The sequence below is a fragment of the Albimonas sp. genome, from assembly GCF_055129145.1.
Genome location: NZ_JBSRTQ010000140.1, coordinates 1 through 10,903, shown reverse-complemented (window position 1 = coordinate 10,903; position 10,903 = coordinate 1). Strand labels below are relative to the sequence as shown.

Sequence of the window (10,903 nt, the reverse complement as noted above, 5' to 3'; positions counted from 1 at the left end):
CCCGGATCGGCGTCGCGGATCAGCCGGTCCTCGCCCGCCAGGCACAAGAATCGCCGCCCCCGCAGCCGCCCCACCAAGGTCAGCCCCACCTGCCGCGCGATCTCCACCCCCCAGGCGGTGAACCCCGACCGCGAGGCCAGCGCCGGCGCCCCGATCAGCGCGCATTTGATCACCATTTCGGAGGTCAGCCGCCCGGTGGTGTAGATCAGCTTGTCTCCCGCGCTTTCCCCGCGCAGCCGCAGCCACCCCGCGATCTTATCGACCGCGTTGTGGCGCCCGACATCCTCCATGTAGACCAGCGGCTCCGCGCCGCGGCAGAGCACGGTGCCATGGATCGCGCCCGCCTCCAGATAGAGGCTCGGCATGGTGTTGATGGTCCGCGACAGCGCGTAGAGTTCCGAGGTCCGCACCTCCAGCGCCGGCAGAACCAGCCCGTCGAGCCCCTCCATCATGTCGCCGAACACCGTGCCCACCGCGCAGCCGGAGGTGCGGGTGCGGCGCGCCAGCTTCTCCTCGTAATCCGTCTCCCGCGCGGTGCGGACCACGACCACTTCCAGCTCGGCGTCATGCTCGACCGCGGTGATCCCGACATCCGCCGGCAACATCCCCTGATTGGCCAGATAGCCGACCGCGAGGCATTCCGGGTGATCCCCGATGGTCATCACCGTGACGATCTCGCGCCCGTTGAGCCAGAGGGTCAGGGGACGCTCCTCGATCACCCGGGTCAGGCGGACCGCCCCGGTCTCGTCGCGTCCCTCGACTTCCCGGGTCAGGCCGGGGGCGTGCGGGTCGGGGAGGATGCGGGCGGGCGGGCGAACCATCGCCGGCGCTGAGGTCATGGGTCACAATCCGTGATTTGCGCAGTGCAGCAAGACAGGTAAGCTTTGCTGATGAAAGATCTCCACCCAGACCCGAGCATGAGCGCGGCCGACCCGGACCGCAACCCGCACCCGTCCCCCTTCAAGGGCGACGGCGAGTTCCTGCGGGGCTTCCGCTCCGGCGTGCTGGGCGGGTTGCCCTTCGTGCTGGTGGTGGCGCCCTTCGGGCTGCTGTTCGGCGTGGTGGCGAGCGCGGCGGGCATGGACCTGACCAAGATCATGGTGCTGACCACCTTCGTCATCGCCGGCGCCTCGCAATTCGCGCTGATCGAGCTGATCTCCGACGGCGCGCCGGTGATCGTGGCGGTGCTGGCGGCGCTGGCGGTGAACCTGCGGATGGCGATGTATTCGGCCTCGCTCGCCCCGTATTTCGTCGGCACGCGCAGCTGGATCCGGATGATCGCCGGATATTTCGTGGTCGACCAGGTCTACGGCCTCGCCATGCGCCGCTATCAGGATCGCCCGGCCGAGACCCAGGCCCGCCGCATCGGCTTCTTCTTCGGGGTCGGCGCGCCGATCATGCCGAGCTGGATCATCGCCACCGCGATCGGCGCGGTGGCAGGGTCGGCGATCCCCGCGAGCCTGCCGATCGACTTCGTGCCGCCGGTGACCTTCTTCGCCATCGCGGCCCCGATGATCCGCGGCGTCCCCAATCTCTGCGCCGCCGCGGTGGCGGTGATCGGAGCGCTGGTGTTCGTGGACCTGCCGTGGAGCATGGGGCTTCTCGCCGCAGCCGGGCTCGGCATGGCCACCGGGGCGGGGGTCGAGCTTTGGCTGGCGAAACGGGGGGCCGCGCGATGAACGGGATTTCAGACTGGACCGCCTGGGCGGCGATCCTGGGTTTGGGCGTCGGCACTTATTTCGTGCGCGCCTCCTTCGTGCTGCTGGCCGGCGGGCGCGAATTTCCGGTCTGGGCGATGCGGTTCCTGCGCTATGTGCCGGTGACGGTGCTGCCGGCGCTGGCCGCGCCGATGGCGGTGTGGCCCCGCGCGCTGGAAGGCGAGACCGACCCGGCGCGGCTGGTCGGGGCGGCGGCGACGCTCGCGGTCGGCATCCTCACCCGGTCGCTGCTCGGCGCGATCGTGGCGGGGATGGCGACGTTCGTGGGGCTTGGCGCGTTGATCTGAGCCGGCGGGTCAGAGCGGGCGCGCCTTGAGCAGGTCGCGGATCTCGCCCAGCAGCTGGATGTCGGCGGGGGGCGCGGGGACGCCGGCGGGGGTCGGTTCGGTCGCAGGCTCGACGCTGCGGCGGAGCGTGTTGACGCCGCGCACCACGAAGAACAGCACCCAGGCCACGATCAGGAAGGCGACGACGGCGTTGATGAACACGCCGTAGGTGACCACCGCGAGGCCGGCGTCCTTGGCCTCGGCGACATTGGCGACCGGCTGGCCGGAGAGGTTGAGGTAGAGGCCGGAGAAGTCGATGCCGCCGGTGAACAGCCCGATGATCGGGTTGATGATGTCGTCGACGAAGCTTTTGACGATGGTGGTGAAGGCGGCGCCGATGACGATGCCGACGCCCATGTCGACGACATTGCCCTTGACCGCGAACTCCTTGAATTCCTTGAACACTCGAGACCCCTTTCCGACGGTTGCGTCGGGGGGAGGTTAGCGCGCGGCCCCGGCTGGGACAATTCGTTTCGAATTCGGCCGCTTCGTCCCGGCCGGCGATGGCGCGACTGCGGCGCGCGCGGGCGCCCGAACGGAGCATGAGCGGGGCCGGGGCGCCGCGCCCGCGGTCGGGCGTGGCGTGGGCGGGACCGTCTCGGGGCCCCGAATCCGGCCCCGGCCCGGGACCGCCTCAGGTCGGGTCGCCGATCGCGGCCGAATCCTCGTGCGGCGTCGGCGCCCAGTTCTGGCCCGCGGCCAGCAGGCAGGCGAGGCCGTTGGGGGTCGACAGCAGAATGGTCCAGCTGCCGGTGGCGCCCGATGCGTAGACCTCCACCACCGCCGCGCCTTGCTGAAGGCCGTAGCCGCGCCGCGTCTCCCCGTATTTCTCGGCGAGGCGGGAGACCACCTGCCGGCGTTCCCCGCACATCGAGCCGCCGGGAGCGCCCTGGATCGGAAGCGGCATCTGCACGGGCTGGGCGCCGGGGCCCCGAAGAGCGGCGGGCGAGCCCGGCGCCGGCCGGCCGGCGGCCCCGGGCTCCGCCGCCGACAGCGTCGCGGGCGCGCCCAGCGCGAAGGCGACGCAGGCCGCGGCCAGGCCGGCGGCGAGCCCCTTCGGCGCGCGGCCGCGGAAGACGGCCCCGTCGGGGGTCAGGGTCCGGTGGGTCCGGCAGGCTTTGGTCACGCGTTCCATGGCATCACCTCAAGGCGCAGGCGCCGGGCGCCGCCGGGACCCGGACCCGCCGAGCCGCCGGCCGATCCCGCCAGGTCGCAGGGTCTCGGGTCGGCGGATCGGCCACGAGGCGGCGGGGGCGGAGGCGGGGGGCAAGGCGCGCCGCGCCCGACCCCGGCAACCGATCCCGCCCTTGCGGCGGCGAGGCCCAATCTGCGCCCGAGGAGCGAAAATCCGGTTAACGTTCGCCGCGACGCAGCACGCCCGACGCCGCCCCGCGCAATCATCGGTCCTCTGATCGGCATAACGCGGCACGAACTTGCGCGCCCGCCCCCCGCAGGCTACCCAACCCCCGACGCCCATCCCCTGCCGGAGACCGCCCATGACCGAGGCCGCCCGCCCCCGCCGTTCCGTCCTCTACATGCCGGGCGCCAAGGCGCGCGCCATCGAGAAGTCGCGCGGCCTGCCGGCCGACGCGCTGATCCTCGACCTCGAGGACGCGGTGGGGCCGACCGAAAAGGACCTCGCCCGCGACCTCGTCGTCGCCGCGCTGAAGGAAGGCGGCTTCGGGCTGCGCGAGATCATCGTGCGGGTCAACGGCCTCGACACCGAATGGGGCGAGGCCGACATCCGCGCGGCCGCCGCCGCCGCCCCCGACGCGATCCTCGTCCCCAAGGTCGGCTCCGCCGCCGACCTGCATGCGGTCGAGAAGCTGATGGACGACGCCGGCGCCCCTGCGACCACGAAAATCTGGGCGATGATGGAGACGCCCATCGGCATCCTCAACGCCCGCGAGATCGCCGAGGCCACCCCGCGCCTCGCCTGCTTCGTGATGGGCACCAACGACCTGGTGAAGGAGCTCGAGGCCGCCCATACCGACGCCCGGACCGAGGTGATGACCTCGCTCGGCCTGTGCCTGCTGGTGGCGCGGGCCTTCGGCCTCGCGATCCTCGACGGGGTCTACAACGCCTATCAGGACGCGGACGGCAATCGGGCGGCCTGCGCGCTCGGCAAATCCATGGGCTTCGACGGCAAGACCCTGATCCATCCGGCGCAGCTCGACATCGCCAACGAGGAATTCGGGCCGTCCGAGGCCGCCATCGCGCTGGCCAAGCGCCAGGTCGCGGCCTTCGAGGAGACGCGGGCCAGGGGCGAGGCGGTGGCGGTGGTCGACGGGCGCATCGTCGAGAACCTGCATGTCGAGGTCGCCCAGAAGCTGCTCGCCCAGGCCGAGGCGATCGAGAAGATGAAGGCGGCCGGCTGAGGCGTCAGGCCGCGCGCCCCCCGCACGGGGGCGCCGGCCGCCGCCCCAGGCCCCGCGCCGCCGCCCTTACGCGGCGTCGCGCCGGTTCGGGCCCGCTTGCTCCTGATGATGCGCATGTTACCTATGACGTAATCGCCATCAGGGAACCCGCGCCGCCCGTCCCAGGGATCAAGGCGCAGGAGATGTCGTCAGGGAGGACGCCATATGTTCGGGACGATGCAGGATTATCCGCTGCGCGTATCCACCATCATCGACCACGCCGCCAAGTTCCACGGCAAGCGCCCGGTGCGCGGCCGCTCGGCGGAGGGTCCGATCGTCGAGTCCAATTGGGAGACGGTCCACCTCAAGGCCCGCAAATGCGCCCAGGCGCTGGCGGCCATGGGCTACGGAAGCGGCGACGCCATCGGCGTCATGGCCTGGAACACGCCCCGGCACATGGAGGTCTGGTACGGCGTCTCCGGCTGCGGCGCGATCCTGCACACGCTCAACCCGCGGCTCTTCGCCGAGCAACTCGACTACATCATCAACCACGCCGAAGACAAAGTGGTGATGCTCGACGCCGACATGGTGAAGATCCTCGAGCCGCTGGTCGCGAAGCTGCCCAAGGTCGAAAAATGGGTGATCCTCACCGACCGCGCCCACATGCCCGAGACCACGATCCCCGACCCGATCTGCTACGAGGAGATGGTCGAGGCGCAGGACGGCGATTTCGAATGGGTCGCCGGGCCTGAAACCGATCCCTGCGGCCTCTGCTACACCTCCGGCACCACGGGCAACCCCAAGGGCGTGCTCTACACCCACCGCTCCAACGTTCTGCATGCGCTGACCGCGCTGCAGCCGGACTGCCTGGGCGGCTCGTCCAACGACGTGATCCTGCCGGTGGTGCCGCTGTTCCATGCCAACGGCTGGGGACTGGCCTATGTCTCGGCCATGTCCGGCGCCTCGCTGGTCATGCCCGGGCGCGACATGTCCGCCGCCGGCCTCTACGAGATGCTGGAGCAGGGGGTGACCGCCACCGCCGCGGTGCCGACCATCTGGCTCGGGATGCTTCAGCATCTGCGCGCCAACAAGCTGAAATTCTCGACCCTGAAGAAGGTGATCATCGGCGGCTCCTCCTGCCCGCGCGCCGTGATCGAGGCGTTCCAGAACGACTACGGCGCCCATGTGATCCACGCCTGGGGCATGACCGAGACCTCGCCGCTGGGGTCCGTCTGCACCTTCAAGCCCGAGGTCATGGCCCTGTCCCCGTCCGAGAAGCTCGACGTGCAGACCTCGGTCGGCCATCCGCCCTACGGCGTCGACCTGCGCATCACCGACGATGCGGGGCAGGAGCTGCCCTGGGACGGCAAGCAGCAGGGCAAGCTCTGGATCCGCGGTTTCGGCGTCGTGAAGCGCTATCACAACAAGGACGAGGACGCGGCGCTCGACGGTTCGCAGTGGTTCGACACCGGCGACGTGGCGACCATGGACCCCAACGGCTACGTGCGGATCACCGACCGCTCCAAGGACGTGATCAAGTCGGGGGGCGAGTGGATCAGCTCCATCGACCTCGAGAACGCCGCCGTCGCCCATCCGATGGTGGCCGAAGCCGCCGCCATCGGCGTGGCGCACCCGAAATGGGACGAGCGTCCGATCCTGGTGGTGGTCCCCGTCGCCGGCCAGACGCCGCCCAAGGAGGAGATCCTCGCCCTCGTCGCCAAGCACTTCGCCAAGTGGCAGGTGCCCGACGACGTGATCTACATGGACGAGCTGCCGCATACCGCCACCGGCAAGATCTCCAAGCTCGAACTGCGCAAGAAGCTCGAGGGCATCGGCTACCGCCACCCCGAAGCCGCCTGAGCGATTCGACCCCGCCGGGCCTGGATCCGGCCCGGCGGGGCCGCGTCGGCCGCCTGCGCGCCGCGGGCGGGCCTGCGCGACATCCTGTGAACTTCGTCACAAGCTGTTGACGCAGCGTCGTTTGCGCCGCGCGGATCGGGCCGCGGCGTGCGGCCTGCGACGTCGGCCTGTTCGTGATCCGCTGCGAACGTAGTATGCTTCCCACACAGGGGCCGCGGGGGTTTTCGGCGCGGCCCGGGGGAGTGCGTATGGCGCGCAAGCGCGTGAGGAAGGCGCCGGAGTCGATCGCCGAACTGTTCGGCGACGTGGTGCAGGATCGTCCCTCCTTCCTTTATGCGCCGGAGGACGGCGTCGATGACGCGACGATGTCGCCGAGCCCTGCGCAGACCGGCCCGCCCATGCCCGCCAACGCCAATGTCGGCGCCGAGGACAGGCCCCCCGCCCGCGCCGTCCTCCCCGCTCCCAACCGCGATGCGTCGCCGGACGCGCCCGCCCGCCTGATCCGCGATCCTGCGGAAACGCCCCCGGCCGAGGCGGACGCGCGGCCGCCCGCCTCGCAAGGCGACGACCCGTTCGCCCACGCCGCCACCCGCCATTCCGAGCGTCTTCGCCGCGCCCGCGCCGCGCGCGCCGCCGCGCAATCCGGCATCGCCGCCCTGCCGCGCGACGTCGCGCCCGCCTACCGGGACGACAAGGGCCTGCTCTCGGCGGTCACGCTCACCCATGGCGCGATCTCGGTGCTGTCGCTGGGCGTCTACCGGTTCTGGATGAAGACCCAGACCCGCCGCGTGCTCTGGGCCCATACCGAGGTCGACGGCGAGCGGCTGGAATACACCGGCCGCGGGTCCGAGCTGTTCGTCGGCGCGGCCATCGCCATCGCCTGTCTCGCGCTGATCTTCGGGGCGGTGGGCTTCGGCGGCGCCTTTCTCGGCCTCGCCCACGCGACCGACCTGGGCGGAGGGCCGGCCGGCTGGGTCCCCGCCGCCGGCCTGACGCTGCTGGTCCTGTCGCCCTTGATGCCCGTCGCGGCCTTCCGCGCCCGCCGCTACCGGCTGTCGCGCACCCGGTGGAAGCATGTCCGCTTCGGGATGGAGGGTTCGGGCTGGTCCCTCGCCCTGCTCTGGCTGGTCTGGGCGCCGGTGGTGGCTGCGACCGCCGGGCTCGCCTGGCCTCTCTGGCGCTGGATGCGCGAGGCGCGGATGTCGCGCGCCATGCGCTGGGGCGACGCCGCCTTCGCGTTCGATGGGCGGCCCTGGCCGCTGGCGGTCCACTGGCTGCCGCTGTGGTCGCTCTGCGCGATGATCGCGGCGGTGGCCGCCTCCCCCGTCCTGCGCGCCTGGCTCGGCCTCGACGACCCCGCCGCCCTGCTGCTCGCCTGGGGGCCGCTCGCCCTCCTCGCCATGGTCCTGCTGCTGGGGCTCTCGGTCATCCTCGCCTGGGTCGATTACCGCGCGGCCGAGGTCCGGCTGTTCATGAACGCCCGCAGCCTCGCCGGGGCCCGGATCAGCTGCCGCTTCTCCATGTGGCACATCGTCGATTCCTACATGGCGGTGTCCCGCCGCAACCTGTGGCCGGGGGTGGCGGTCTACGTGGCGATCTTCGCCGTCGCCTCGATCCCGCTCCTCGCCGCGGCGCGGGTGGAGATGGAGAATCCCGGCGCCGCCGGGCTGGCCGACCAGGCCCGCCTCGCCGGCTTCGGCGATCTGCAGGTCGACAACCTGTTCAGTCTCGACCTCGCCGCCTTCCCCGGCCTGCGGCCCGCCGCGCTCGACGCGCTGGGCGAGACGGTCTTCGCCGGATTCCACACGTGGCGCGCCCAGGGGCTGGCGATGATGGCGGTGGCCATCGATTATTTTCTGTCCGCGACCTTCCTGCTGTGGCTGTGGACCTATGTGTACGCCCGGCGCCGGCATGAGCATCTGTGCGACAGCATCACCCTGCACGGCGTCAACCGGCTGGAGACGGTGCGTCAGCGCGCCGCCGACCGCGACGCGACCGCGGAAGGCTTCGACGACGCCTTCGAATTCGCCCTGCCCTGACCCCCTTTCCCCGCGGCGCAGGGGCCGTCGCCCGCGCCGGCCGCGGGGCTCGCAGCCGCCGGACGGATCGCTTATGCAGGGCCTGCCCGCGTCGCCGCTTCGGCGACCAGGGCCCCGAGAGGGCTCCGGAACGGCGCGCAGGGCCGACAGGCGGTCAGGATGAGGCGCCCATGGCGAACGGTTCCAGCGGCAGGAGAATGGGCGGCGTGCGCGGCACGGCGCTCGAACGTTATGCGCTGCTGGAATCGGTGGGCGAGCTGCATGACCGCGGCCAAGGCGGCGCGCAGGAGGTCGTGGTCCGCTTCGGCGAACAGTCGCTGACCCTGATGAGCTTCGACGACATGCCGGTCGCGCATTGGGCGCTCGCCAGCCTGCGCCGCATCTCGTCGGCCGCCGATCTGGCCGAGGCGCGGATGGTGCTGACCCCCGATCCGGACCTGCTGGAGGACGCGGACGAGCGGCTGGTGATCCGCGACCCCGAGATGATCGAGGCGATCGAGGCGGTGTGCGAGGATCTCGACCGCCGCCCCAAGCCCGACCGCCGCATGCTGCGCATGGGGCTCTGGGCCGGGGGCGCGCTGGCGGCGGTGGCCGCGGCGCTCATCTGGCTGGCGCCGCTGGCCGCCGAACGCGCCGCGCCCTTCATCCCGGCGGATCAGGAGCGGGCGCTGGGCGAGGCCGCCCGCGATCTCGCCGTCGCGCGGATCTTCCCCCGGGGCGTGCGGGCCTGCGACGCGCCCGAAGGGGTGGCCGCGCTCGACGCGCTGATCGACCGGCTGGGCTCGGCCGCCAACCTGCATGTGCCGATCCAGGCCCGGGTCTACCCCTCCGACCAGATCAACGCCTTCGCCGCCCCCGGCGGCTACGTCGTCATCATGTCCGCGCTGCTGGAGCAGGCTTCGGGGCCCGACGAGGTCGCGGCGGTGCTCGCCCATGAGATCGGCCATGTGGCCCTGCGCCACCAGCTGCGCGCCATGCTGCGCGGGGCGGGGTCGTCGGCGCTGCTGGGGCTGCTGTTCGGCGACGCCTCGGGCGGGGGGGCGGCCGCGCAGCTCGCCGGCGCGATGATCGACGCCTCCTACAGTCAGGAGGCCGAGCGCGAGGCGGACGCCTACGCGCAGGCGCTTCTGGCCCGCGCCGGTCTGCCCGCCGCGGCGCTCGCCGGGTTCTTCGAGCGGATCGCGGCGCGGCCCGGCGACCGTCCGGCGGGGCTCGCCCGGCACCTCGCTTCGCATCCCGACATGGCCGAGCGCATCGCCGGCGCCCGCGCCGCCGACGTCACCGCGGGCTCCCCCTACCGCCCGGCGCTGGAGGACGCGCAGTGGCTCTCCCTGCGCGAGATCTGCGAGGGCTGAGCGGCGCCGTCGCGGCCCTCGCCCGCAGCCCCGCGCCATGACCGCCTGCGCCGTCCCCCCTCGGGCCGCCTATGCGACGGCGCTCGGCTTCGGGCGCGCGCGGCCTAGGCGAAGCCCGCGACGGCGCCGAGCCGCAGCCTTTCCGGCGCCTTGGGTCAGACCCTGCGGAACGCGGTCTCCGGCGTCAGCGGGCCGTCATGGGCGGCGCGGCCTTCCTCGACCAGCCCGATCAGCACCGAGAACACGTTGCGCGCCGCCGCCGGCAGCAGGCGGGGATCGACCTCGGTGTAGATGGCGGCGGCGAGTTCGGCCGGGGTCCGCCCCTCGGGGCCGAGACCGGCGTGGATCTGCGCGGTGCGCGACTCGCGATGCGCGATCAGGTGGGCGATCATCCCCTCCGGATCCGGGATCGCATGGCCGTGGCCGGGGTAGAACACCCGGTCGCCGCGCCCCTGCAGCTTGCGCAGGCTCGCCATATAGGCGGCCATGTCGCCGTCCGGGGGCGAGACGACCGACGTCGACCAGCCCATCACGTGATCCCCCGACAGCACCGCGCCGGGCGCCATCCCGTCCGCCTCGAGCGCGAAGGCGAGATGGTTGGAGATATGCCCCGGCGTATGGATCGCGGTCATCGCCCAGCCGGGACCCTGCAGGCGTTGCCCGTCGGCGAGCAGGTTGTCGGGCCTGAAGCTGTGGTCTCCGCCCTCGCCCCCCCCGAACCGGGCGCCGGAGGCGGCGAGCGCCGTCATCCGCGCGCTCATCCCCGCGCCATGGGGCCCGAAGCCGTAGGTGGGGGCGTTGGTGCGCGCGACCAGGGGCGCCACGCCGGGCGAGTGGTCGATATGGGTGTGGGTCAGCACGATGGCGTGGACGTTCTCGCCGGGCGCGAGGGCGGCGAGAACGGCCTCGAGATGGGTCTCGTCGACGGGGCCGGGGTCGATCACCGCCACCTGACCCTCGCCGAGGATGTAGGTCTGGGTGCCCGTGAAGGTCATCGGGCCGGGATTGGGGCAGGTGATCCGGCGCAGGCCGGGCTCCAGCCTCACCGCCTCGCCATGGGTCACGGCGGGGTCGCGGTCGAACGGGTCGGCGGCCATCGGGGTGTCTCCTCGCGCTTCGTGGCCCGGGCGTCACGCGCCGCCGGGCGGGACATGTGTCACGCGTCGGGGCGGCGGCTGGCAAGGGTTTTCGGTGGGGGCGGCGCGCCTCGCTTCCGGCCGGCACGGCGTGGCCGGCCGGGGCCGGCCC

Annotated in this window: 10 protein-coding genes; 6 read left to right on the top strand and 4 right to left on the bottom strand. The window is 72.3% G+C overall.

Annotated elements, in window-relative coordinates:
• Positions 1-839 (bottom strand): formate dehydrogenase accessory sulfurtransferase FdhD (locus ACTB72_RS17480; protein WP_463038291.1); only part of this gene is annotated, 839 nt, incomplete at its 3' end.
• 78 nt (positions 840-917) lie between these two features.
• Between ACTB72_RS17480 and ACTB72_RS17475 the strand changes: the two genes are divergently transcribed.
• Both ACTB72_RS17475 and ACTB72_RS17470 read left to right on the top strand, forming a co-directional pair.
• Positions 918-1,679, top strand: coding sequence for an AzlC family ABC transporter permease (locus ACTB72_RS17475; RefSeq protein WP_463038290.1), 762 nt, complete (start codon positions 918-920; stop codon positions 1,677-1,679).
• On the top strand, positions 1,676-2,005 hold the full coding sequence (locus ACTB72_RS17470) for an AzlD domain-containing protein (protein WP_463038289.1): 330 nt from the start codon (positions 1,676-1,678) through the stop codon (positions 2,003-2,005). Before ACTB72_RS17475 ends, ACTB72_RS17470 begins: the two co-directional genes overlap by 4 nt.
• Before the next feature lie 9 nt (positions 2,006-2,014).
• On the opposite strand, the gene mscL is transcribed toward ACTB72_RS17470, so the two are convergent.
• Both mscL and ACTB72_RS17460 read right to left on the bottom strand, forming a co-directional pair.
• Complete coding sequence (gene mscL, locus ACTB72_RS17465) at positions 2,015-2,449, bottom strand: large conductance mechanosensitive channel protein MscL (RefSeq protein ID WP_463038288.1); 435 nt, start codon at positions 2,447-2,449, stop codon at positions 2,015-2,017.
• Positions 2,450-2,678: 229 nt separating this feature from the next.
• Positions 2,679-3,179: a hypothetical protein gene (locus ACTB72_RS17460; protein WP_463038287.1), complete on the bottom strand. Its 501-nt coding sequence runs from the start codon at positions 3,177-3,179 to the stop codon at positions 2,679-2,681.
• Between the two features lie 361 nt (positions 3,180-3,540).
• Here ACTB72_RS17460 and ACTB72_RS17455 point away from each other — a divergent pair, with 361 nt between their 5' ends.
• The 4 genes from ACTB72_RS17455 (at position 3,541) to ACTB72_RS17440 (ending at position 9,655) form a co-directional block, all read left to right on the top strand.
• A complete protein-coding gene (locus ACTB72_RS17455) occupies positions 3,541-4,422 on the top strand; it encodes an HpcH/HpaI aldolase/citrate lyase family protein (RefSeq protein WP_463038286.1) in 882 nt (293 codons plus the stop codon).
• A 204-nt stretch (positions 4,423-4,626) separates the two neighbouring features.
• Complete coding sequence (locus ACTB72_RS17450) at positions 4,627-6,261, top strand: long-chain-fatty-acid--CoA ligase (RefSeq protein WP_463038285.1); 1,635 nt, start codon at positions 4,627-4,629, stop codon at positions 6,259-6,261.
• Between the two features lie 248 nt (positions 6,262-6,509).
• Positions 6,510-8,300, top strand: coding sequence for a DUF898 family protein (locus tag ACTB72_RS17445; RefSeq protein ID WP_463038284.1), 1,791 nt, complete (start codon positions 6,510-6,512; stop codon positions 8,298-8,300).
• Between the two features lie 170 nt (positions 8,301-8,470).
• Positions 8,471-9,655 carry a M48 family metallopeptidase gene (locus ACTB72_RS17440; RefSeq protein WP_463038283.1) on the top strand — a complete coding sequence of 395 codons (1,185 nt, stop codon included), beginning with the start codon at positions 8,471-8,473 and terminating at the stop codon, positions 9,653-9,655.
• Positions 9,656-9,810: 155 nt separating this feature from the next.
• Here ACTB72_RS17440 and ACTB72_RS17435 read toward each other — a convergent pair whose 3' ends face one another.
• Positions 9,811-10,752 (bottom strand): MBL fold metallo-hydrolase, encoded by a 942-nt coding sequence (locus ACTB72_RS17435; protein ID WP_463038282.1) that lies wholly within the window; start codon positions 10,750-10,752, stop codon positions 9,811-9,813.
• Between the last annotated feature and the right edge of the window lie 151 nt (positions 10,753-10,903).

What these genes read in the sequence shown, in the direction of transcription:
- ACTB72_RS17475 (WP_463038290.1), top strand. Translation starts at nt 918, where the DNA reads ATGAGCGCGGCCGACCCGGACCGCAACCCGCACCCGTCCCCCTTCAAG.
- ACTB72_RS17470 (WP_463038289.1), top strand. Translation starts at nt 1,676, where the DNA reads ATGAACGGGATTTCAGACTGGACCGCCTGGGCGGCGATCCTGGGTTTG.
- ACTB72_RS17460 (WP_463038287.1), bottom strand. Translation starts at nt 3,179, where the DNA reads ATGGAACGCGTGACCAAAGCCTGCCGGACCCACCGGACCCTGACCCCC.
- ACTB72_RS17455 (WP_463038286.1), top strand. Translation starts at nt 3,541, where the DNA reads ATGACCGAGGCCGCCCGCCCCCGCCGTTCCGTCCTCTACATGCCGGGC.
- ACTB72_RS17450 (WP_463038285.1), top strand. Translation starts at nt 4,627, where the DNA reads ATGTTCGGGACGATGCAGGATTATCCGCTGCGCGTATCCACCATCATC.
- ACTB72_RS17445 (WP_463038284.1), top strand. Translation starts at nt 6,510, where the DNA reads ATGGCGCGCAAGCGCGTGAGGAAGGCGCCGGAGTCGATCGCCGAACTG.
- ACTB72_RS17440 (WP_463038283.1), top strand. Translation starts at nt 8,471, where the DNA reads ATGGCGAACGGTTCCAGCGGCAGGAGAATGGGCGGCGTGCGCGGCACG.
- ACTB72_RS17435 (WP_463038282.1), bottom strand. Translation starts at nt 10,752, where the DNA reads ATGGCCGCCGACCCGTTCGACCGCGACCCCGCCGTGACCCATGGCGAG.